This window comes from Streptomyces sp. NPDC058000 (assembly GCF_042886435.1).
In the GTDB taxonomy this organism is placed as follows: domain Bacteria; phylum Actinomycetota; class Actinomycetes; order Streptomycetales; family Streptomycetaceae; genus Streptomyces.
Genome location: NZ_JBHVQS010000014.1, coordinates 1 through 23,699 on the forward strand (window position 1 = coordinate 1; position 23,699 = coordinate 23,699).

Below are 23,699 nucleotides of genomic sequence, written 5' to 3' on the forward strand. Positions count from 1 at the left end.
CCCCGCGGAATTCGCCGCGCGGACCGGCTCGGTGGAGCCGGTCCGCGCGTCGTGCGTGCGGCGCCCGCCGGGCGGTCGACGGCCGCCCGGCCGTGGCAGGCTGACGGTATGGATTCCTTGGTCATTGTCGATGCCGCGAACGTCGTGGGCTCGGTGCCCGACGGCTGGTGGCGGGACCGGCGCGGTGCCGCCGAGCGGCTGCGGGACGCGCTGGTCGGCCACGCCGGGACGGGACTGCCGGGGCTGGTCGATCCGCCGCTGGAGCTGGTGCTGGTGGTGGAGGGCGCGGCGCGCGGAGTGGCGTCCGTGCCGGGTGTGCGGGTGGTGTCGGCGGACGGCAGCGGGGACGACACGATGGTGCGGCTGGTGGCCGAGGAGGGCGCGGGGCGGGACTGCCTGGTGGTCACCGCGGACCGCGGACTGCGCGAGCGCGTACAGGCGCTGGGCGCCCACGTGACGGGCCCGCGGACGGTCTGGGGCGGCAGAGGTCGGGGCGGGGTCTCATAGCCCGTCAGAGCGGCGCCTGCGGCCGCACGAAGGCGGGCGGGACCGCGGCGGACGGCCGGCCGGTGCCGTACCGCCACGGTCCCGCCCGCTCGCGCTACGGCTGGGCGTCGGCCGCGTCGCGCTGTCGCTGCCGGATGGCGAGGCGGCTGTGGGTGCGCCCGTAGAGGAAGTAGACGACGAATCCGAGCACCATCCAGAGGGCGAAGCGGATCCAGGTCTCGGCGGGCAGGTTGAGCATCAGCCAGAGCGAGGCGAGCACCGACAGCAGCGGGATGTACGGCACGAGCGGGGTCCGGAAGGCGCGCGGCAGGTCGGGGCGAGCACGGCGGAGCAGGACCACGCCGACGGCGACCACGACGAAGGCGAAGAGCGTCCCGATGTTGACGAGTTCGGCCAGGACGTCGATGGAGGTGAAACCGGCGACCACCGCGACGACGATGCCGAGCGCGATGGTCGACCGGTGCGGCGTGCCGAACTTCGGGTGCACGTGGGAGAAGACCTGGGGCAGCAGCCCGTCCCGGCTCATCGCGAAGAACACCCGGCTCTGGCCGAGCAGCAGGATCATGCAGACCGAGGTCAGGCCGACCGCCGCGCCGAAGCTGATCAGGCCCGCGAAGAACGGGTACCCGACGTGCTTGAAGGCGTCGGCCAGCGGGGCGTCCACGGAGAGCTGGCTGTACTTCTCCATGCCGGTGACGACCACCGACACGGCCACGTAGAGCAGCGTGCAGATGGCCAGGGAGCCGAGGATGCCGCGCGGTACGTCGCGCTGCGGGTTCCGGGTCTCCTCGGCCGCGGTGGCGACGATGTCGAAGCCGATGAAGGCGAAGAAGACCACCGCGGCCGCCGCGAAGATGCCCATCACGCCGAAGTGGGACGGGGCGAAGCCGAACATCAGCTGGGAGAGCGGCGCGGCCAGTCCGCCGCCGGTGGCGACGGGCTGACTCGGTGGGATGAACGGCTGGTAGTTGGTCCCGGAGACGAAGAACGCGCCGGCGATGACGACCAGCAGCACGACGGTCACCTTCACGCCGACGACCACCGCCGTCACCCGCGAGGAGAGCTTCATGCCGAGCACCAGGATGGCGGTGATCACCAGGACCAGGATGCAGGCGAGCAGATCGAAGCCGAACCGCCCGTCATGACTGCCGGACAGCTCCGGCGGCAGGTGCAGTCCCCCGGTGTCGAGCAGTGAGCGCACGTAGCCGGACCAGCCGACGGCGACCACCGCACAGCCCAGGGCCAGCTCCAGGATCAGGTCCCAGCCGATGATCCAGGCGGGCAGTTCGCCCAGTGACGCGTACGAGAAGGTGTACGCCGAGCCGGCGACCGGCACGGTGGAGGCGAACTCCGCGTAGCACAGCGCCGCCAGCGCGCAGACCACGCCGGCGACGACGAAGGAGAGCGCGACGGCGGGTCCCGCCTGCTCCTTGGCGATCTTTCCGGTGAGGACGAAGATGCCGGTGCCGATGACCACACCGACGCCGAAGACGGTCAGGTCGAGCGCCGAGAGGGACTTCCTGAGGGCGTGTTCGGGCTCCTCGGTGTCCTGAATCGACTGTTCGATGCTCTTCGTTCGTAGGACGCCGCGGTCGCGGCGCGTCTCGCTCCGGGGCCCCTGCGGTGCGCCCCCTGGTCCGTGTCCCTGTGGTCCGTGCTCTGTGCTCATGGGCGAACCTCCGCCTGGACGACCCTCGCAACTCTGCTGAACTGACCGAGTCTCCGCAATGTCTTGAAATGGTCAGCGTCGGCGGGCCTTCCCGGGCCACGGATTCACCCGATGGGGTGGGAACCGCGGAGCTGCCGATGGGCCGGCCGGAACATCCGTGGGGACGTCCGGCCGGCCCATCGGGCGGGCGGTGCGGGGCGCGCGGGTCAGTCGCGGGCGACCTCGGCGGGCTCGGCCGCGCCCTCGGCGACGGTGTCCTCCGGGGCGGCGGAGTCCGCGGCGGCGGCGCTTGCGGCGTCCTCGTCGCGGTTGTCCATCTTGGCGACCAGACCGGTCACCTGACGGGCGATGTCCGGCGCGGTCAGCCCGACCTCCGCCATGACCTCCTTGCGGGAGGCGTGGTCCAGGAACCGCTCGGGGATGCCGAAGTCACGCAGCGGGACGTCCACCCCGGCGTCCCGGAGCGCCTGGGCGACGGCGGAACCGACGCCGCCGGTGCGGATGTTGTCCTCGACGGTGACCACCACCCGGTGCTCGGCGGCCAGGCCCGGCAGTGCCTCGTCGACCGGCTTGACCCAGCGGGGGTCGACGACGGTGGTGGAGATGCCCTGCTTGTCGAGCAGGTCGGCGACCTCCAGGCACATCGGGGCGAGCGCGCCGATCGACACCAGCAGGACGTCCGGACGCCCGGTGGCGCCGGGCTCGCGCAGCACGTCCATACCGCCGACCCGACCGACCGCCTCGACGGCCGGCCCGACCGCGCCCTTGGAGTAGCGCACCACGGTCGGGGCGTCGTCGACCTCGACGGCCTCCCGGAGCTGGGCGCGCACCTGGTCGGCGTCGCGCGGCGCCGCCAGCCGCAGGCCGGGGACGACCTGGAGGAGCGACATGTCCCACATGCCGTTGTGCGAGGCGCCGTCGGTGCCGGTGATGCCGGCCCGGTCCAGGACGAAGGTGACGCCGCACTTGTGCAGCGCGACGTCCATCAGGACCTGGTCGAAGGCGCGGTTGAGGAAGGTGGCGTAGACCGCGAAGACCGGGTGCAGTCCGGCGGTGGCCATACCGGCCGCGGAGACCGCGGCGTGCTGCTCGGCGATGCCGACGTCGTAGACCCGGTCCGGGAACGCCTTGGCGAACTTCTCCAGGCCGACCGGCTGGAGCATGGCCGCGGTGATGGCCACGATGTCGTCGCGCTCCTTGCCGAGCGCGACCATCTCGTCGCCGAAGACGCCGGTCCAGTCCTTGCCGCCGGAGGAGAGGGGCAGGCCGGTGTCCGGGTGGATCGGGCCGATGCCGTGGAAGCGGTCGGCCTCGTCCTGCTCGGCGGGCTTGTAGCCGCGGCCCTTCTCGGTGAGGCAGTGGACGATCACCGGGCCGCCGAACCGCTTGGCGCGGGTCAGCGCGGACTCCAGCGCCTCGATGTCGTGGCCGTCGATCGGGCCGACGTACTTCAGGCCCAGGTCCTCGAACATGCCCTGCGGCGCGATGAAGTCCTTCAGGCCCTTCTTGGCGCCGTGCAGGGTCTCGTAGAGCGGCTTGCCGACGACCGGGGTGCGCTCCAGGATGTCCTTGCCGCGCGCCAGGAAACGCTCGTAGCCGTCGGTGGTGCGCAGGGTGGCGAGGTGGTTGGCGAGGCCGCCGATGGTGGGCGCGTAGGAGCGCTCGTTGTCGTTGACGACGATGACCAGCGGGCGGTCCTTGGCGGCGGCGATGTTGTTGAGCGCCTCCCAGGCCATACCGCCGGTGAGGGCGCCGTCACCGATGACGGCCGCCACCCGGTGGTCCCGGCCGCGGACCTCGTTGGCCTTGGCGATGCCGTCGGCCCAGCCCAGGACCGTCGAGGCGTGGCTGTTCTCGATGACGTCGTGCGCGGACTCGGCCTGTGAGGGGTAGCCGGAGAGGCCGCCCTTGGCCTTGAGCCGGGAGAAGTCCTGGCGGCCGGTCAGCAGCTTGTGGACGTAGGACTGGTGTCCGGTGTCCCACAGGACCTTGTCCTTGGGGGAATGGAAAACACGGTGCAGGGCGATGGTCAGCTCGACCACGCCGAGGTTCGGGCCGAGGTGTCCGCCGGTCTTGGAGACCGCGTCGACGAGGAAGCCACGGATCTCCCCCGCCAGCTGCGTGAGCTGCTCGGGGGAGAGCCGGTCCAGGTCGCGCGGCCCCTTGATACGGGTCAGCAATGCCACCCCATGCCTCCTTGCTGCCGTAGGTCGAGCTTGCCGATCAGATGAGTCTAATGTCGCGTCCGCCGCCGGCGCGGCCGGGCCTCGCGATGTATGTCACTCGGGTGAGGGCCGGTCGAACGCCCGTTTCCCGGCCGCCGTGGTGGCTCCCCGGACGCGGTACGGCCCCCATCGGGGGCATCCGATGGGGGCCGGTTCCCGCCGTTTCGCGGAGACTGTTGCCGTCCTATGACAAACCGCTGCTCAGGTGCGGCCGGCGGTCTTCTGGGTGCGGCGCGACAGCGAGTCGATCACCACGGCGGCCAGCAGCACCGCGCCGGTGATCATGTACTGGATCTCGCTGGCCATGCCGAGCAGGTTCAGCCCCTGCTGGATCGACTGGATGACCAGCATGCCCAGCAGCGCGGACCAGATCTTGCCGCGGCCGCCGAAGAGGCTGGTGCCGCCGATGACGGCCGCCGCGATGACGTTCATCAGGGTGTTGCCGGAGCCCAGGTTCTTGGTGGCGCCGCCGGAGAGGCTGGCGATGAACAGGCCACCGAAGGCCGCGAGCATTCCGGAGATCGCGAAGACGGTGATCCGGACCCGGTTGACGTTGATACCGGCCCGGCGGGCCGCCTCGGCGTTGCCGCCGACCGCGAAGATCTGCCGGCCGTAGCCGGTGCGGCGCACCACGAAGTCGGCGATCACCAGGACGGCGAGGAAGAGCACCAGGGCCAGCGGCAGGCCGCGGGCGCCGGACGGCTCGTTGAGGACGTAGGCGACGGCGAAGGCGATCACCGCGACCACGCCGGTGCGCAGCAGGATCTCGCTGAGCGGCCGGGACGGCAGGGCCGCGGTCCGGCGGCGGCGACTGTCCAGCAGCAGCGAGCCCGCGTACGCGAGGACCGCGATCAGGGCCAGGCCGTAGGCGGCGGCCTTGTCCTCGAAGTAGTAGCCGGTGAGGTTCTCCACCAGGCTGCCGCTGGGCGTGTTGATGGAGCCTTCCTTGCCCATCAGCCAGATCTGAAGGCCGCTCCAGCCGAGGAAACCGGCCAGGGTGACGACGAACGCGGGCACCCCGATCTTGGCGAAAAAGAATCCGTGCAGGACGCCGATGGCGGCGCCGACGGCCACCGCGATCAGCACCGCGAGCCAGTCGTTGACGCCGTGGGTGACGCTCAGCACCGCCCAGACGGCCGCGCCCACGCCGGCGACCGAGCCGACCGAGAGGTCGATCTCGCCGAGCAGCAGCACGAAGACGATGCCGACGGCCATGATGCCCAGGCCGGAGGTGTAGACGCCGATGTTGGCGAGGCTGTCCGCGGACAGGAAGCTGCTGTTCTTGAGCTGGAAGACGACCGCGATGACGATCAGGCCGATGATGACCGGCAGGGACCCCAGCTCACCGCCGCGGATCCGGCGCGCGAACTCGCCGAAGTAGCCGGCGAATCCTTTCTCCCGGACCAGCAGCCGGGGGTCGACGGCGGCCGGCGGCGGAGTCTCCGGCATGGCCTCGGCAGTCTGCTGTTCACTCATGCCCCGGCCTCCTTCTTCAGCTGGTCGGTGCGCGCCTTGCGGCGGGTGACGGCGTTGTCGGAGGCACCGGTGATGGCGGCGATGATCTCTTCGTGGGAGGTGTCCTCGACGTCGAAGACACCGTTGTTGCGGCCCAGCCGCAGGACCGCGACCCGGTCCGCGACGGCCTGCACGTCGGCCATGTTGTGGCTGATCAGAATGACGCCGAGGTCGCGCTCGCGGAGCCGTTCGACCAGGTCGAGGACCTGTGCGGTCTGCTCGACGCCCAGGGCGGCGGTCGGCTCGTCGAGGACGACGACCTTCGGCTCGCCGATCAGCGCGCGGGCGATGGCGACGACCTGCCGCTGACCGCCGGAGAGCGCGGCCACCGGGATCCGGACACTGGGGATCCGGATGGACAGGGTGTCCAGGAGTTCCTTGGCCCGCTTCTCCATGGCGATCTCGTCGAGGACGCCGGCGGTGCTGAGCTCGTTGCCGAGGTAGAGGTTGGCGACCACGTCGAGGTTGTCGCAGAGCGCGAGGTCCTGGTAGACGGTGGCGACGCCGAGGCCCTGGGCGTCGTGCGGCTTCGCGATGCGGACCGGCGCGCCCTCCCATTCGATGACGCCGTCGTCGACCGGGTGGACGCCCGAGATGGTCTTGACGAGGGTGGACTTTCCGGCGCCGTTGTCGCCGACGAGGGCGACCACCTCACCGGCGTGGATCTCCAGCGTGACGTCGGTGAGCGCCTGGACGGCGCCGAACCGCTTGGAGACTCCGCGCAACGCCAGCACGGGCGGAGCGGACACGTGAATCATCTCCTTCACCGCCGTCGGTACGGCGGGATGGTGGTGCGAGTGCGGGGGTGTGCGGGCCCCCGGTGCGGCGGCCGGGCGCCTGCCGGACCGGGGGCGGAACGGGAGCGGGCCGGACGGGGCCCGCCCCCTGCCTTACTTGATGCCCGCTGCCTCGCAGGCCGCCTTGGCGTCGTCGACGCAGATCCGGCTGGCGGGGTAGACCTTGTCCTTGACTACCGTGTCCTCGATGTTGTCCTTGGTCACGATCTGGGCGTCGTAGAGCTTGGCGGGGATGCCCTTGACCTCGCCGCTGAGGCTGTCGACCTTGGTGGGCGTCAGGGAGTCGAACTTCTCGCCCTTGAGCAGCCGGACCGCGATCTCTGCGGTGGTGTCGGCCTGCGGCTGGATCTGCTTGTAGATCGTGAACGCCTGGTCGCCGGTGAGGATCCGCTGCAGACCCGCCAGCTCGGAGTCCTGGCCGCCGACCGGGACCTTGATGCCCTGCTGCTTGAGGGCGGTGATGATGCCGCCGGCCATGCCGTCGTTGGCGGAGTAGACGCCCTGGATGCCGTCCTTGCCGAGCGAGTCGATGGCGGCGGCCATCTTCTTGTTGGCCTCGTCCGACGACCAGTCCGGGATGTCCTGCTCGTAGACGATCTTCTTGACCTGCTTGTCGAGGACGCTGTGGGCGCCGCGCTTGAAGAACGGCGCGTTGGGGTCGGTCGGCGAGCCGTTGATCATGACGACATTGCTGTCCTTGGCCTTGTCGCCGAGCGCCTTGACCAGCGCCTGGCCCTGGAGGCGGCCGATCTTCTCGTTGTCGTAGGAGACGTAGGCGGAGATGTTGCCCTCGGCCAGCCGGTCGTACGCGACGACCTTGACGCCCTTCTTGGCGGCCTGGTTCACCCAGGACTTGGTGGCCTTGTAGTCGACCGGGTCCAGGATGATCACCTTGACGCCCTGGGTGATCAGGGCGTCGAACTGCTTCTTCTGGTTCTGGGTGTCCTGGTCGGCGTTGTTGTACTTGATCTGGCAGTCGCTGCAGAGCGCCTGGATCTTCTTGGTGATCAGCGGGCGGTCGAAGGTCTCGTAACGAGTGGTCTTGTTCTCCGGCAGCAGCAGACCGATGGTCTTGCCGTCGCCACCGCTCTTGCCGCCGTCACCGGCCTTGCCGCAGGCGGCCACGGAGAGCGCCATCGAAACGGCTGCGGTGCCTATGACGACGCGACGCGTCCACACATTCATGGGGGTTGCCTCCCTGACATGGCCGCGTCTTTGCGGCCGAGGTGGCTGGAAGTCAACTCGGCCGCCAGCCGACCGTCAAGGAGTAAATCCTTAACGAGATGACAACGGTGCCATGCGTTAGGTGTGTGAACTTAAGCCGCTCACGCTATAGCGGGCGCGTCCGCATTCCGGGCCCCGTCCAGCAGGGTCGAATCGCCCATCTCGCTCAGCACCAGGGCGAGCGCGCCCAGCACCTCCGCACGGCCGCCGAGGGTGCCCGGCACAATGCCCAACTGCCGTGCGGCGCTGGGGATCGCGTACCGCGACACCGACTCCCGGATCGGCCCGAGGACCAGCTCGCCGGCCTCGGCGAGGTCGCCGCCGAGCACCACCCGGCTGGGGTTGAGCAGGTTGCAGAGGTTCGCCACGCCGCTGCCGATGTGGCGGCCCACGTCCGCGATGACCCGCCGGCACCCCGGGTCGCCCTCGCGGGCCAGCTGGACCACCCGCGCCATGGTCAGGTCGGGGCCGTGGCTCGGCTGGAGCAGCGGGAGGACGTACCGGGCGGCGGTGAAGGTCTCCAGGCAGCCGCGGTTGCCGCAGCGACAGACCGGGCCGGACTCGTCCAGGGTGATGTGCCCGATCTCACCGGCGGTGCCGCCCGGGCCGCGGTAGATCTGGCCGCTGATCACCAGCCCGGCGCCGACCCCGCTGGCCACCTTGATGTACGCCAGGTCCGCGGCGCCGCGGCCGCCGCCCCACACCAGCTCGCCGAGCGCGCCGAGGTTGGCGTCGTTGTCGACGTAGACCGGGACGCCGAGCCGCCCGGACAGCTCCTCGCCGGGCTTGGTCCCGGACCAGCCCGGCAGGATCGCGGTCGAGCCCAGGGTGCCGGACTCCACGTCGATCGGGCCGGGGACGCCCAGGCCGACGCCGATGACCTTGTCCGGGCTGACCCCGGTCTGCTCGATCAGTCGGCTCACCAGCTGCTCGGCCCGGTCGAAGCCCTCCGCCGCAGAGGCGTCCACGTCGATCGGTTCGGCCTCCTCGGCGAGCACCTGGTGGGCGAGGTTGCCGACCGCCACCCGCAGGTGGGAGTGGCCGAAATCGACGCCCACCACGATGCCGGCGTCGCCGGACAGCGAGACGCTGCGCGCCCGCCGGCCGCCCGCCGAGGTGGGCGTCACCTCAACGGTCCCGCCGTCCTTCAACTCGCGAACGATGTTCGAGACGGTGGCCGCGGACAGCCCTGTGCTCCGGGCGATCTCCGCCTGGGTGAGCGAGCCCGCCATGCGCACCGCGCGGACGACCCGCTCCAGATTGGCCCGGTGCAGCGAGGACTGCGACCCCGGAGTCTCCATCGACTCATCCACTCCCGCCTGGGGCGGACAGTACGACGACTGCCCGCCGGCCGCTCCCGCGTCATCGGGGGACGGCAACCGATTTCAACATGTGAACTCTAAGCAGAACTCCAGCGGGGAAGTCTCGTCAAGGCGTTGAGCCCGGGCGGAATCGGGGCGGCCGGGCACGCGCGAAGGGCGGTTCCGCCCTTGGGGAACCGCCCTCCGACGCGTGCGGCGCTACTTGAGCGCGCCGGCCGTCAGCCCGGCCTGCACCTGCCGTTGGAAGATGACGTAGACGAGCAGGACCGGCAGCATCGCGATCATCATGCCGGCCATCAGCCCGCCCCAGTCGCCCTGGTAGCCCTGCTGGAGCGCGAGGTTGGCCAGGCCCTGGGTGAGCACGTACTTGTCCTCGTCCTGGTTGAGGACCATCGGCAGCAGGTACTGGTTCCACTGCCCCAGGAAGTTGAAGATCCCGACGCTGATCAGCCCGGGTTTGGCCATCGGCAGCATGACCTGGAAGAACGTCCGGGCGTGCGAGGCGCCGTCGATCATCGCCGCCTCCGCCACCGACGTCGGCAGGGTGCGGAAGAACGCCGTCATGAAGAAGACGGTGAACGGCAGCGAGTAGGCGATGTAGACGACGATCAGGCCCTGGTACGTCGCCAGCAGCGGGACGCCGGGGAAGTCCCGCAGCACGAAGAACAGCGGGATCACCAGCATGAAGACCGGGAAGGACATACCGGCGACGAAGAGGTAGTAGATGACGCGGTTGCCCGGGAACTGGAAGCGGGCCAGGACGTAGCCCGCCATGGAGCCCAGCACCATCGTCCCGGTGAGCGAACCGCCCACCACGATCAGGGTGTTGAGGAACATCTTGCCGATGTTGGCCTTCTCCCAGGCGTTGATCCAGTTCTCGAAGTGGAGCTTGCCCGGGAGGGACCAGGGGGCGGTGAGGATGTCACCGCTGCTCTTGAAGGAGCTCCACAGCACCCAGAGCAGGGGCATGCCCACCATCAGCGCCCACACGACGAGCATGCCGTGCGAGAAGACGTTGAGCGTGCCGCCCTCGGAGGTCCGGCGCGGCCGTGCCGCAGTGGTTCGTGTCGTCATGCGCCCTGCCCCTAGTACTCGATCCGCTCACGGCGCGCGAAACGCATCGTGAGGACGGCGAACAGCAGCGTGACGACGAGCATGGCGACGCCCATCGCCGCCGCGTAGCCGAACTGACTGTCACGGAAGGCGGTCAGGTAGAGGCGGAGCGGGACGACGTCGGTCGCGCCGTCCGGGCCGCCCATGTTGACCGACATGATCTGCACCAGCGCGAAGGCGTCCATCGCGATGATGCCCATATAGACCCAGCCCGTCTGCACGGTGTCCCACAGCAGCGGCAGGGTGACCCGGAAGAAGGTGTGCGAGCGGCTGGCGCCGTCCAGCAGCGCGGCCTCGTAGATCTCCCGGGGAATGGAGGCCATGGCCGCGGAGAACAGCACGACGTAGAAGCCGACATTCGCCCAGACCATCACCACCATGATGCAGGCCAGTGCCAGGCTCCCCGCCCCCAGCCAGGAGTTCTGGAGGGAATCCAGACCGACCGCGCCCAGCAGCGAGTTGAGCATGCCGTCGTGCGGATCCGGATTGTAGATGTTGAACCAGATCACCGAGATGATGGTGATCGAGATGACCTGCGGGAAGAAGTAGACGAATTTGTAGAACGTCGCGCCACGGACGCCGGTGATGACCGCGCCGCGGCGGGCCCGGCCGCCGACGTTCAGCATGAACGCGAAGAACAACCCCAGCGCCAGCGTGGCGATCGGCACCAACACCAGCATGACGACGTTGTGTTTGAGCGCATTCCAGAATTCATCGCTGTGCAGCAGCTTGCTGTAGTTGCCCAGCCCGACGCTCTTGGCGGTGCCGCGCAGGCCGCTCCATTCCGTGGTGGAAATCTGGAACGCCTGGACGAACGGTGAGATCACGAAGATCCCGTAGAGCAGCAGGGGCAGGGCCAGGAACCCCACGATGAATCGGTACTTGCCGTGGCGCATGAGCTCCCCGGCCCTCCCTCGTCAGCGGTGGTACGCGGATGGATCCCGGTCGGGAAGCCCGGTCAGGAAGCGCGGTGGAACTTGGTGACGGAGCTGTCCTTGGCGACCTCGTCCGCGTATTGCTGGGCCTTCTTGATCCACTCAGCGGCCTTGAGATCGCCGGTGAGCAGCTGGCTGGTGAGTCCGCCGAGCTTTTCGTCGGTCAGCTTCGGGTACCACTCCTGGAGCTGGATCATCAGGAGGTTCTTGCCGCCCTCCTTGACGGCCTTGGCGGCGGACGCCAGACCGGGCGAGAGCTGCATTCCGTCGGTCGCGCCCTGGACGGCGGTGAGCGACTTGACCTTGGTGGCGAAATTCTGCGCGTGCTTCTTGGAGACCATGATCCGCAGCAGTTCCATCGCGCCGATGGGGTTCTTGCCGCCCTTGGCGACGATGAACGGTTCGCTGGGTTCGGCGCGCAGTGTGCCGTGCGGCATCTTGTCGCCGCTGCCGCCGTCGAAGAGCGGGCCGACGGCCATGTCGAAGTCGGCCGGGGTGGTGGGCGCGGCCTCGTTCTCCACCCAGGAGCCGTTGGGGATGAAGACCGCCTTGCCGCGGGTCCAGGAGGTCTGTGACTGGATGTGCGTCAGTCCCTGGCTGCCCTCCAGGAAGTAGCCCTTGGCGGCCAGTTCCTCGTAGTGCCCGATGACCTGCTTGACCGCGTCGTTGGAGGTCCAGGCGCCCGGCTCCAGGTTGTCGATGGCGATCCACTTGTCCAGACCGCCGATCTTGGCGATCTCCGCGAAGACGTTGAAGTGGACGTAGTACGGGTACTTCCCCGGATACGTCCACGGCGCGATTCCGGCCTTCTTGATCTCGGCGCAGAGCTTGATCATCTCGTCGTAGGAGGTGGGATAGGCCCAGCCCTTGTCCTTCAGGAGCTTGTTGGAATACCACGTGCCGTACACCGTGAAGGCGTAGTAGAAGACGTCGAAGGTGTCCTTGTGCTTGCCCTTTTCGATGGTGCTGGGGAAGAGCGTGTCCCGGACCTTCTTCTTCGGGTCGTCCAGCGACGCGGCGTCGAGCAGTGCGGTGAGGTCCTGCAACTGCCCTTGTGCGGACAGCTTGTTCATATCCAGGTGGTCGGCGCCGGAGTTGTCGATCAGGTCGGGCGGATTGCCGCCGGCGAAGCGCGGCTGGAGTTTGGGGCCGATCTGCTGGGTGCCGGTGTGCTTGACCGTCACACCGTAGGTCTTGTTGTAGTCGGCCTCGGCGTCCTTGGCGTACTGGTCGCCCAATCCGCCCTTGAAGATGAATGCCTCCAGCGGCGCGCCGTTCTTCACGCCGAGCGGATTCTTGGCGGAGGTCGCGCCCTTGTTCTTGGTGCCGTCGTCCGAGCCGCCGCCGCCTCCGGTGGCACAGGACGTCAGCGCGCCCATGGCCGGTACCGCGAGAATTCCCAGGGCCGCAGCCCGCTTGACCAGATCGCGACGGTTGACTTCTGAGGTGGATCCCATGCTCAAGTCCTCGCCTTCTTCAGGACTCAGGCGGTGTACCGGAGCCACCCCGGCACCGCAGGTCAGATGAAGCTGAGTTGTACGGGATGTGCACCGGGCGAGCCAGGGATCTGCGGGGAATTCCGTCCCTCCCCGCTTTCCCCCGGATTCCGGCCGGGCGGTCGTACCGCCGGATTCGGACGCCGATAGGTATAGTCCACTTCCGGCCGAACGGGCAAGATCGAACGCCGAGTTGGCCGGGAGTCTTTCCCTAGTTGAGACCTCCCGGGTATGCATCGCCGGCGCCCCCTCGGGCGCTGGCGCGACACGGCCGCCGCCGGCGCGCCGCCACACCCTTGACACCCGCGCCGCCGCGCACCTTACTTATCTCTGCACTACGCAACTGACAACGATGTCAATCTCGTTGAGAGGGCTCGCGTGCGGCACAGACACCGGCACAGTCCACTGCGGGGGATCGCCCGCCCCGTCGCTCTCGCGGCGGCCGCCCTGCTCGTCCTCACCACGCCGGGCACGACCGGCGCGGCCCAGGCGGCGCCGCCCCAACCACCGCGTACCGCAGCGGAGTTCCACTCCTCCTTCGAACCGGGCCAGCCCGCACCGGACTGGACCGACACCGTCGAGACCGGCCCCGACGGCCGGCCGAAGACCTCCGGCGTCTCCCGCCCGTCCCCCGGCGGGCCCGGGATGGACACCGCACCCGACACCGGCCCCGCCGACTCCCCCACCGCGAAGGCGCACGCCGGATTCACCGGCGGCCACGCCCTGCGCTACGCCGGCACCCACACCGCCGCCGGCCGGGCCTACGCGTACAACAAGCTGTTCGCCGTACACGTCCCTGTCACCCCCGCCACCACGCTCTCGTACAAGCTCTTCCCGGAACTGCCGGAGACCGACCTCGACTACCCCGCCACCCATGTCGCGGTCGACCTGGCCTTCACCGACGGGACGTACCTGAGCGAGTTGGCCGCGACCGACCAGTACGGGGCCCGGCTGACCCCGCAGGGCCAGGCCGCCGCCAAGACGCTCTACGTCAACCAGTGGAACAACCGGGAGTCCCGGATCGGCGCGGTCGCCGCCGGGAAGACCATCGCCCGGATCCTGCTCGGCTACGACGCACCCCGGGCGCCGCGCACCGCCCCCGCCTTCCGCGGCTGGCTCGACGACCTCGCCATCGGCCCCAAGGCGCCGGAGAAACCGCTCGCCCACCTCTCCGACCACGCCGTCACCACCCGCGGCACCCTCTCCAGCGGCAGCTTCTCGCGCGGCAACACCTTCCCCGCCACCGCGGTGCCGAACGGCTTCACCTTCTGGACCCCGGTGACCAACGCCGGCTCCGCGGACTGGCTCTACGAGTACGCGCGGAAGAACAACGCCGACAACCTCCCCACCCTCCAGGCGTTCAGCGCCAGCCACGAGCCGAGCCCCTGGATGGGCGACCGGCAGACCTTCCAGGTCATGCCGTCCACCGCGGCCGGCACCCCGGACGCCTCGCGCACCGGGCGCGCGCTGCCCTTCCACCACGAGCGCGAGACCGCGCGGCCGTACCAGTACGCGGTGACCTTCGACAACGGCCTGCGCACCGAGATCGCGCCGACCGACCACGCGGCGGTGATGCGGTTCACCTTCCCCGGCGCCGACGCCAACCTGATCTTCGACAACGTCACCAACAAGGGCGGCCTGAGCCTGGACGCCGCGCACGGCGTCATCAGCGGCTACTCCGACGTCCGCAGCGGCCTCTCGGTCGGCGCCACCCGGCTGTTCGTCTACGGCGTGGTGGACGCGCCGGTCACCGCGAGCGGCCGGCTGGAGGGGGGCGGGGGCAAGGACGTCACCGGCTACCTGCGGCTGCGACCGGGCGCGGACCGCACCGTGACGCTGCGACTGGCCACCTCGCTGATCGGCGTCGAGCAAGCGAAGGCCAACCTCGCCCGGGAGGTCCCCGACGGCACGTCCTTCGCCACCGTCCGGGACCGCGCCCGCGCCCAGTGGGACGCGCTGCTGGGCCGCATCGAGGTGCAGGGCGCCAGCCGCGACCAGCTGACCACCCTCTACTCCAGCCTCTACCGGCTCTACCTCTACCCCAACTCCGGTGCGGAGCAGGTCGGTTCGCGGGTCCGGTACGCCAGCCCGTTCTCGCCGCCGACCGGCCCGGACACCCCCACGCACACCGGCGCGAAGATCGTCGACGGTGCGGTGTACGTCAACAACGGCTTCTGGGACACCTACCGCACCACCTGGCCGGCCTACTCCCTGCTCACCCCCGGCCGGGCCGGGAAGATGGCGGACGGGTTCGTCCAGCAGTACAAGGACGGCGGCTGGATCTCCCGCTGGTCCTCCCCCGGCTACGCGGACCTGATGACCGGGACCAGTTCCGACGTCGCGTTCGCCGACGCCTACGTCAAGGGCGTGCACTTCGACGCCGCGGCGGCCTACGACGCGGCCGTCAAGAACGCCACCGTCGCCCCGCCGTCCTCCGGCGTCGGCCGGAAGGGGATGACGACCGCGCCGTTCCTCGGCTACACCAGCACCGACACCCGCGAGGGCGCGTCCTGGGCGCTGGAGGGCTACCTCAACGACTTCGGCATCGCCCGGATGGGACAGGCCCTCTACGCCAAGACGCACAACCCCCGCTACAAGGAGGAGTCGGCGTACTTCCTGGGCCGGGCCCGGAACTACGTGCGGCTCTTCGACGACCGCACCGGATTCTTCCAGGGCAAGGACGCCCGGGGCGGCTGGCGGCTGCCGCCGGACCGCTTCGACCCCCGCGTCTGGGGCTACGACTACACCGAGACCAACGCCTGGACCTTCGCCTTCGCCGCCCCACAGGACACCCGCGGACTGGCCAACCTCTACGGCGGCCGGGCCGGCCTGGCGAAGAAGCTGGACGCCTACTTCAGCACCCCGGAGACCGCCGCCAAGCAGTTCGCCGGCTCCTACGGCGACGTCATCCACGAGATGACCGAGGCCCGCGACGTCCGGATGGGGATGTACGGGCACAGCAACCAGCCCTCGCACCACATCGCCTACCTCTACGACGCGGCCGGCCAGCCGTACAAGACCCAGGCGAAGGTCCGCGAGGTGCTCTCCCGGCTCTACCTCGGCAGCGAGATCGGCCAGGGGTACCCCGGAGACGAGGACAACGGCGAAATGTCCGCGTGGTACGTCTTCAGCGCCCTGGGCTTCTATCCGCTGGTGATGGGTCAGGGCGAGTACGCGGTGGGGTCACCGCTGTTCACCAAGGCCACGATCCACCTGGAGAACGGCCGGGACCTGGTCGTCAACGCGCCCCGCAACAGCGCCCGCAACGTCTACGTGCAGGGCCTCCGGGTGAACGGCACACCGTGGAACACCACCGCCCTGCCGCACGCCCTGCTCGCCCGCGGCGGGACCCTGGACTTCGCCATGGGGCCGCGCCCCGCCAACTGGGGCTCCGGCCCGGACGCCGCGCCCACCTCGATCACCAAGGACGACAGGGTGCCGGCTCCGCCCACCGATCTGACCGTCCCGGACGGCGGCCCGCTGACCGACAACAGCTCCGACACCTCCGCCGAGGTCTCCCGCGCCGCCTTCACCGTCCCCTCCGGCGCCACTGTCTCCTCCTACACCCTCACCTCCGCAACCGCCGCGGACGCCCCACGGGAATGGGTGCTGGAAGGCTCCGACGACGGCGAGCACTGGACCGCACTGGACCACAGGCGCGGCCAACGCTTCGCCTGGTCCCACCAGACCCGCCCCTTCGCACTGCCCACCCCCAGCACTTATCTCCACTACCGCCTCACCCTTCCCCACCCGGCCACCCTCGCCGAGACCGAACTCCTGGGACAGCACTCCTGAGTTGGGGCATGGAGACCAGAAGGGCGTGATGCCCCATTTGACAGATAAACATCCTGTGCAAAGATTCAGTAAATCCCGCGCCATTCCCTCCTATAGGGCATGGCGCTACCAATGTCCGACCAACGGGAGATTTACGTGGGTTTCCTTCCCGGCCGTAAGCGTGGCCGCGCGCTCACCCAGCTCGCGACCGCAGTGCTCGCAGCGACCCTGCTGGGCACGACCGCGGGAACCGCAGTCGCCGACAGCCCGACCCCGGTTCCGGCGCCCCTGAAGAACGCCACCCCCGACATGCTCAAGCCGACCGTCCCCCAGCCCCCCAAGGGCCCCAAGGGCCGCATGGGGTACGCCGCCCCGGGCGAGGTCGGCTCCCCGTACTTCCACCTCTCCGGGGTGGACCGCGACGGCGACCTCTACCAGCAGACACCGAACGGCAACGGCTTCGACGCCCGCGACTACGTGTGGTTCGGCTGGGACATCTTCAAGGCCGTGCAGAACGTCGACCACAACAAGGACGGCTACGCCGACGCGTTCTACAGCTGGGACTTCAACGGCAACCTGTACTACACCTACGACAAGGACAACGGGGACGCGGACACCCGCACCATCGGCGGCGGTTGGAACACCTACGACAAGGTCCTGTCCCCCGGCGACCTCGGCGGCGCCAAGGAATCCGACCTCATGGCCGTCGACAAGTCGGGCGTGCTGTACACGTACCTCGCCTACCCCGACGGCAAGGTGACCCCGCGCACCAAGATCGGCGCCGGCTGGGGTCAGTACACCCAGATCGCCGGCCAGGGGGACCTCACCGGTGACGGCAAGGCCGACATCGTCGCCCGCGACGCGTCGGGCGTGCTGTGGCTCTACAAGGGCACCGGCAACCACAAGGCCCCGTTCGAGTCCCGCCAGAAGATCGGTGCCGGCTGGAACGCGTACAACTACCTGCTCTCCACCGGAGATGTGGACCGCGACGGCAACGCCGACCTGCTGGCCCGCACCGCCAACGGCGACCTGATGCTCTACAAGGGCACCGGCAACGCCCGGGCCCCGTTCGCCAAGCCCGTCAAGGTCGGCTGGGGTTACCAGACCTACCGCCTGATGTTCTGAGCCACGCCGTTCGCGGCGCCTGCCGACGGGGTGTTGGAAGGATCACAGGTCGGAACAACACGGGTGGAGCCGGACAGAAGGACCGGCCGGCCCGTCGCCCGGGACCACCGGACCCGAGTCTTCTCGATCGGTTCGCCGGGTTCGTACCGCCACTCCCGAATCGTCTCCGGGGAAAAGGTTGTACGGGCGGAACGGGAGCTTCCCGCACCGTCGGCAAGGTAGTTGACAGGTGAAGAAGCCGTGCAAAGATCCTGAGCTCCGGAGACCTTCGGCGCGCCCCCACGGGGGCGCGCCGTCGTCGTACCGGATCCCTCCTCGACCCCAACCACGGAGAACTACGTGGCAATACTCTCCGGCCGCAAGCGCGGACGTGCCCTGTCCCGTCTCGCCACCGCGGCCATCGCCGTCGCACTCGCCGGCACCGCTGCCGGCACGTCTTTCGCGGCGGACAACCCGGGCACGGCCGCCCGGAACACCGTGCAGGCCGCCCCCAAGGCGCCGACCAAGGCCCCGATGGCGCTCACCGGCGGCGCCACCGGCGCCACCAGCGCCACCGCGACCGCGGCCGACCCGGTCTTCGGCCTCTTCGGCGTGGAGTCCGCGGGCGCCACCTACGTCTACGGCCCCAACGGAAGCGGCGGGTTCACCGCCCGCGAGAAGGTCGACGACCTCGGCGACGTCCGCGCCAACCAGCAGGCGCTGGACAACGACGGCGACGGCGCCGGCGACGCGGTCTGGCTCTGGGACCCCACCGGCGACCTGTACTTCAGCAACGACGCGACCCCGGACAGCGTCCGGATCGGCGGCGGCTGGAACATCTACGACAAGGTGCTCTCCCCCGGCAACCTCGGCGGCGCCAAGGAGTACGACATCCTCGCCCGCGACCGCAGCGGCGTGCTCTGGCTGTACCTCGGCTACCCCGACGGCAAGGTCACCGCACGCACCAAGGTCGGCGCCGGCTGGCAGATCTACGACCAGATCACCGGCAAGGGCGACCTGACCGGCGACGGCAACACCGACATCATCGCCCGCGAGAAGGCCACCGGCGACCTGTACCTCTACAAGGGCACCGGCAACGCCGGCGCGCCCTTCGAGGCCCGCCAGAAGATCGGCACCGGCTGGGGCGGCTACAACGCCCTGGTCTCCACCGGCGACCTCAACGGCGACGGCAAGACCGACTTCATCGCCCGCGACGGCTCCGGTCGCCTCTACGCCTACTACGGCACCGGCAACGCCGCCAGCCCCTACCAGGCGCGCGTCCAGATCGGCACCGGCTGGAACATCTACACCAAGCTGTTCTCCTGACCGGTCCCGCCGGCCGGTCCCGCTGACCGGCCCGACCGGCCGGCGCCGCTGACGGCGGGCAACGCGAGGGCCGCACCCCCTTCCCGGGAGTGCGGCCCTCGTTCGCTGTGCCGTACCGCTTACTTGCGGATCAGGTTCCGCAGCACGTACTGCATGATGCCGCCGTTGCGGTAGTAGTCCGCCTCACCGGGGGTGTCGATGCGGACCACCGCGTCGAACTCCACACCGGTGTCGGTGGTGACCTTGACCGTGCGCGGCGTGGTGCCGTTGTTGAGCTCCTCGACGCCGGTGAAGGAGAAGGTCTCCTCGCCGGTCAGGCCGAGGGTCTCGGCGGACTGGCCCTCCGGGAACTGCAACGGCAGGACGCCCATGCCGATGAGGTTCGAGCGGTGGATGCGCTCGTACGACTCGGCGATGGCGGCCTTGACGCCGAGCAGCGCGGTGCCCTTGGCGGCCCAGTCGCGCGACGAGCCGGAGCCGTACTCCTTGCCCGCGAGCACGACCAGCGGGATGCCCTGGTCGATGTAGTTGCGCGAGGCGTCGTAGATGAAGGAGACGGGAGCCGCGTCAGCAGTTGCAGCCTGTGTGAAGTCGCGGGTGTAGCCGCCTTCCGTCCCCGGCGCGATCTGGTTGCGCAGGCGGATGTTGGCGAACGTGCCGCGGATCATGACCTCGTGGTTACCACGGCGCGAGCCGTAGGAGTTGAAGTCACGACGGTCCACACCGTGCTCGGTGAGGTACTTGCCGGCCGGGGTGTCGGCCTTGATCGCACCGGCCGGGGAGATGTGGTCGGTGGTGACCGAGTCGCCCAGCTTGGCCAGGACGCGCGCACCGGCGATGTCGGTGACCGGAGCCGGCTCCATCTGCATGCCCTCGAAGTACGGGGGCTTGCGGACGTAGGTGGACTCGGTGTCCCACTCGAAGGTGTTGCCGGTCGGGATCGGCAGCGCCTGCCACTGGGCGTCGCCCGCGAAGACGTCCTGGTAGGACTTGTTGAACATGTCCTCGCCGATGGCGTTCGCCACGACGTCGTTGACCTCGGCCTCGGTCGGCCAGATGTCGGCCAGGTGGACGGGCTTGCCGTCCTGGTCCACGCCGAGCGCGTCGCGCGTGATGTCCACCTTCATCGAACCGGCGAGGGCGTACGCGACGACCAGCGGCGGGGAGGCGAGGTAGTTCATCTTGACGTCCGGGTTGATCCGGCCCTCGAAGTTCCGGTTACCGGAGAGGACGGACGTCACCGCGAGGTCGTGGTCGTTGACCGCCTTGGAGACCTCCTCCGGCAGCGGGCCGGAGTTGCCGATGCAGGTGGTGCAGCCGTAACCGACCAGGTTGAAACCGACCTTGTCGAGGTACGGGGTCAGGCCCGCCTTGTCGAAGTAGTCGGTGACGACCTTGGAACCCGGGGCGAGGGTGGTCTTGACCCACGGCTTGCGGGTCAGGCCCTTCTCGACCGCCTTCTTGGCCACCAGGGCGGCGGCGACCATGACGTAGGGGTTCGAGGTGTTGGTGCAGGAGGTGATGGCGGCGACGGTGACCGCGCCGTGGTCCAGCTCGTACGTGGAGCCGTCGGGGGCGGTCACGGTGACCGGGTTCGACGGGACGCCGTCGATGGACGCCGGGGCGTCGGAGGCCGGGAAGGACTCCTTGCCCGCCTCGTCGGCGGTGTCGACGTAGTTGCGGACGTCCTGCTTGAACTGCTCGGCGGCGTTGGCCAGGACGATGCGGTCCTGCGGACGCTTCGGGCCGGCGATGGAGGGGACGACCGTGGCGAGGTCCAGCTCCAGCTTCTCGGAGAAGTCCGGCTCGGCCTGCGGGTCCAGCCAGAGGCCCTGCGCCTTGGCGTACGCCTCGACCAGCGCGACCTGCTGCTCGGAGCGGCCGGTCAGCTTCAGGTAGTTCAGCGTCTCGCCGTCGATCGGGAAGATCGCCGCGGTGGAGCCGAACTCCGGCGACATGTTGCCGATGGTGGCGCGGTTCGCGAGGGAGGTGGCGGCGACGCCCTCACCGTAGAACTCGACGAACTTGCCGACGACGCCGTGCTTGCGCAGCATCTCGGTGATCGTGAGCACCAGGTCGGTGGCGGTGGTGCCCGGCTTGAGCTCACCGGTCAGCTTGAAGCCGACGACGCGCGGGATGAGCATGGAGACCGGCTGGCCGAGCATCGCGGCCTCGGCCTCGATGCCACCGACGCCCCAGCCCAGCACGCCCAGGCCGTTGACCATGGTGGTGTGCGAGTCGGTGCCGACGAGGGTGTCGGGGTATGCCTGGCCGTTGCGGACCATGACCGTGCGCGCCAGGTGCTCGATGTTGACCTGGTGGACGATGCCGGTGCCCGGCGGGACGACCTTGAACTCGTCGAACGCGGTCTGGCCCCAGCGCAGGAACTGGTAGCGCTCCTTGTTGCGGCCGTACTCCAGCTCGACGTTCTGGCCGAACGCGTCCTTCGTGCCGAACTTGTCGGCGATGACGGAGTGGTCGATGACCAGCTCGGCCGGCGCCAGCGGGTTGATCTTCGCCGGGTCGCCGCCCAGCTCCTTCACGGCCTCACGCATGGTGGCGAGGTCCACGACGCAGGGCACGCCGGTGAAGTCCTGCATGATCACGCGGGCCGGCGTGAACTGGATCTCCTGCGACGGCTGCGCCTGGGAGTCCCAGCTGCCGAGCGCGCGGATGTGGTCGGCGGTGATGTTCGCGCCGTCCTCGGTGCGGAGCAGGTTCTCCAGCAGCACCTTCAGGCTGTAAGGGAGGCGCGCGGAGCCCTCGACCTTGTCCAGCTTGAAGATCTCGTACGACTCGTCACCCACGCGCAGCGTGCTGCGGGCGTCGAAGCTGTTCGCCGACACGACAGTCTCCTTCAATGATTTCGCGCGTACCACCGCGCTGCGCACACTATGCGACTGCCGTCGCGCGGTGCCGTCCCAGGGTCGTCACCGATCCGCTAAGGTGAACCTAAGTTAGGCATCCCTTACTGGTACGGCAGCGGTACGCCTCCCGGCAGATATCTCGATGTCGAGATAACTCTAGTACATCGCTGCTGCCGGGTCATGCCCTGGCGGCGGCTGCGCCACCCCCGCCCCGTCGAGCCGTCGACGAAGCGACACCCCCGAACCCCCTTCGCGTCACTCTTCCTCCGGCACCCCTTTGCATGACCATGCGCGAGGATGCATACTCTTCCCATGTCTAAGGTCCTCACCTCCCTTCCCGCCGGCGAGCGTGTCGGAATCGCCTTCTCGGGCGGCCTCGACACCTCCGTCGCGGTCGCGTGGATGCGCGACAAGGGCGCCATCCCGTGCACCTACACCGCCGACATCGGTCAGTACGACGAGCCCGACATCGCCTCGGTGCCCGGCCGCGCGCAGACCTACGGCGCCGAGATCGCCCGTCTGGTCGACTGCCGCGCGGCGCTGGTCGAGGAGGGCCTGGCCGCGCTCACCTGTGGGGCGTTCCACATCCGCTCGGGCGGGCGGGCCTACTTCAACACCACGCCGCTCGGCCGCGCCGTCACCGGCACGCTCCTGGTCCGGGCGATGTTGGAGGACAACGTCCAGATCTGGGGCGACGGCTCCACCTTCAAGGGCAACGACATCGAGCGGTTCTACCGCTACGGCCTGCTCGCCAACCCGAACCTGCGGATCTACAAGCCCTGGCTCGACGCGGACTTCGTGACCGAGCTCGGCGGCCGCAAGGAAATGTCGGAGTGGCTGCTCGCCCACGACCTGCCCTACCGCGACAGCACGGAGAAGGCGTACTCCACCGACGCCAACATCTGGGGCGCCACCCACGAGGCCAAGACGCTGGAGCACCTGGACACCGGCGTGGAGACCGTGGAGCCGATCATGGGCGTGCGGTTCTGGGACCCCGAGGTCGAGATCCTCACCGAGGACGTCACCATCGGCTTCGACCAGGGCCGCCCGGTGACGATCAACGGCAAGGAGTTCGGCTCCCCCGTCGACCTGGTGATGGAAGCCAACGCCATCGGCGGTCGGCACGGCATGGGCATGTCGGACCAGATCGAGAACCGGATCATCGAGGCCAAGAGCCGCGGCATCTACGAGGCGCCCGGCATGGCGCTGCTGCACGCCGCGTACGAGCGGCTGGTCAACGCGATCCACAACGAGGACACCCTTGCCCAGTACCACAACGAGGGGCGGCGCCTGGGCCGGCTGATGTACGAGGGCCGCTGGCTGGACCCGCAGGCCCTGATGGTGCGTGAGTCGCTCCAGCGCTGGGTCGGCGCGGCCATCACCGGCGAGGTCACTCTGCGGCTGCGGCGCGGCGAGGACTACTCGATCCTCGACACCACCGGACCGGCCTTCAGCTACCACCCGGACAAGTTGTCCATGGAGCGCACCGAGGACTCGGCGTTCGGTCCGGTGGACCGGATCGGCCAGCTCACCATGCGCAACCTCGACATCGCCGACTCGCGCGCCAAGCTGGAGCAGTACGCCGGCCTCGGCCTGATCGGCACGGCCAACCCCGCCGTCGGTGCCGCCCAGGCGGCCGCGACCGGGCTGATCGGCAGCATGCCGGAGGGCGGCGCCGAGGCCATCGCCTCCCGCGGCGAGGTCTCCGACGACGAGGAGATGCTGGACCGCGCCGCGATGGAGTTCGGCACGGACTGACCCGGCCCGCCGAGCGGACGGCTCGGCTCGGCTCGGCTCCCGAAGGGGAACGCAGCACCGGAGAGGC

Annotated in this window: 15 protein-coding genes; 5 read left to right on the forward strand and 10 right to left on the reverse strand. The window is 69.4% G+C overall.

Annotated elements, in window-relative coordinates; genetic code table 11:
• Positions 1-108 precede the first annotated feature (108 nt).
• Positions 109-507, forward strand: coding sequence for an NTP pyrophosphohydrolase (locus tag ACFVT2_RS16680; protein ID WP_390017849.1), 399 nt, complete (start codon positions 109-111; stop codon positions 505-507).
• 94 nt (positions 508-601) lie between these two features.
• Here the strand turns inward: ACFVT2_RS16680 and ACFVT2_RS16685 are convergent, their stop codons facing one another.
• The 9 genes from ACFVT2_RS16685 to ngcE all read right to left on the reverse strand — a co-directional run bounded on the left by ACFVT2_RS16685 (position 602) and on the right by ngcE (position 12,764).
• Complete coding sequence (locus ACFVT2_RS16685; RefSeq protein ID WP_390017852.1) at positions 602-2,176, reverse strand: amino acid permease; 1,575 nt, start codon at positions 2,174-2,176, stop codon at positions 602-604.
• A gap of 206 nt (positions 2,177-2,382) precedes the next feature.
• Positions 2,383-4,362, reverse strand: a complete 1,980-nt coding sequence (gene dxs / locus ACFVT2_RS16690) for a 1-deoxy-D-xylulose-5-phosphate synthase (protein WP_390017855.1) — start codon at positions 4,360-4,362, stop codon at positions 2,383-2,385.
• A gap of 240 nt (positions 4,363-4,602) precedes the next feature.
• A complete protein-coding gene (locus ACFVT2_RS16695; RefSeq protein WP_390017858.1) occupies positions 4,603-5,877 on the reverse strand; it encodes a sugar ABC transporter permease in 1,275 nt (424 codons plus the stop codon).
• Positions 5,874-6,674: an ATP-binding cassette domain-containing protein gene (locus ACFVT2_RS16700; RefSeq protein WP_390017861.1), complete on the reverse strand. Its 801-nt coding sequence runs from the start codon at positions 6,672-6,674 to the stop codon at positions 5,874-5,876. The genes ACFVT2_RS16695 and ACFVT2_RS16700 overlap by 4 nt, the downstream gene beginning before the upstream one ends.
• Positions 6,675-6,806: 132 nt before the next feature.
• Complete coding sequence (locus ACFVT2_RS16705; protein WP_390017864.1) at positions 6,807-7,898, reverse strand: sugar ABC transporter substrate-binding protein; 1,092 nt, start codon at positions 7,896-7,898, stop codon at positions 6,807-6,809.
• Positions 7,899-8,038: 140 nt separating this feature from the next.
• The gene (locus ACFVT2_RS16710; RefSeq protein WP_390017867.1) at positions 8,039-9,238 is read right to left on the reverse strand and encodes an ROK family protein; all 1,200 of its coding nucleotides are present in this window, start codon (positions 9,236-9,238) and stop codon (positions 8,039-8,041) included.
• 219 nt (positions 9,239-9,457) lie between these two features.
• Entirely contained in the window at positions 9,458-10,333 is an 876-nt protein-coding gene (locus tag ACFVT2_RS16715) for a carbohydrate ABC transporter permease (protein ID WP_390017870.1), read from the reverse strand.
• Positions 10,334-10,344: 11 nt separating this feature from the next.
• Positions 10,345-11,268 carry a carbohydrate ABC transporter permease gene (locus tag ACFVT2_RS16720; protein ID WP_390017872.1) on the reverse strand — a complete coding sequence of 308 codons (924 nt, stop codon included), beginning with the start codon at positions 11,266-11,268 and terminating at the stop codon, positions 10,345-10,347.
• Between the two features lie 62 nt (positions 11,269-11,330).
• Positions 11,331-12,764, reverse strand: coding sequence for an N-acetylglucosamine/diacetylchitobiose ABC transporter substrate-binding protein (ngcE, locus tag ACFVT2_RS16725; RefSeq protein ID WP_390017874.1), 1,434 nt, complete (start codon positions 12,762-12,764; stop codon positions 11,331-11,333).
• Between the two features lie 417 nt (positions 12,765-13,181).
• Between ngcE and ACFVT2_RS16730 the strand changes: the two genes are divergently transcribed.
• From ACFVT2_RS16730 to ACFVT2_RS16740, 3 genes are all read left to right on the forward strand, one after another.
• Positions 13,182-16,598, forward strand: a complete 3,417-nt coding sequence (locus ACFVT2_RS16730) for a GH92 family glycosyl hydrolase (RefSeq protein WP_390017876.1) — start codon at positions 13,182-13,184, stop codon at positions 16,596-16,598.
• 135 nt (positions 16,599-16,733) lie between these two features.
• Positions 16,734-17,702: an FG-GAP repeat domain-containing protein gene (locus tag ACFVT2_RS16735; RefSeq protein WP_390017878.1), complete on the forward strand. Its 969-nt coding sequence runs from the start codon at positions 16,734-16,736 to the stop codon at positions 17,700-17,702.
• Positions 17,703-18,041: 339 nt separating this feature from the next.
• Positions 18,042-19,007, forward strand: coding sequence for an FG-GAP repeat domain-containing protein (locus ACFVT2_RS16740; protein ID WP_390017880.1), 966 nt, complete (start codon positions 18,042-18,044; stop codon positions 19,005-19,007).
• Between the two features lie 119 nt (positions 19,008-19,126).
• Here the strand turns inward: ACFVT2_RS16740 and acnA are convergent, their stop codons facing one another.
• Positions 19,127-21,853 carry an aconitate hydratase AcnA gene (gene acnA / locus ACFVT2_RS16745; RefSeq protein WP_390017883.1) on the reverse strand — a complete coding sequence of 909 codons (2,727 nt, stop codon included), beginning with the start codon at positions 21,851-21,853 and terminating at the stop codon, positions 19,127-19,129.
• Positions 21,854-22,186: 333 nt separating this feature from the next.
• On the opposite strand from acnA, the gene argG reads away from it, so the two are divergent.
• The gene (gene argG, locus ACFVT2_RS16750) at positions 22,187-23,632 is read left to right on the forward strand and encodes an argininosuccinate synthase (protein WP_390017886.1); all 1,446 of its coding nucleotides are present in this window, start codon (positions 22,187-22,189) and stop codon (positions 23,630-23,632) included.
• Positions 23,633-23,699 lie beyond the last annotated feature (67 nt).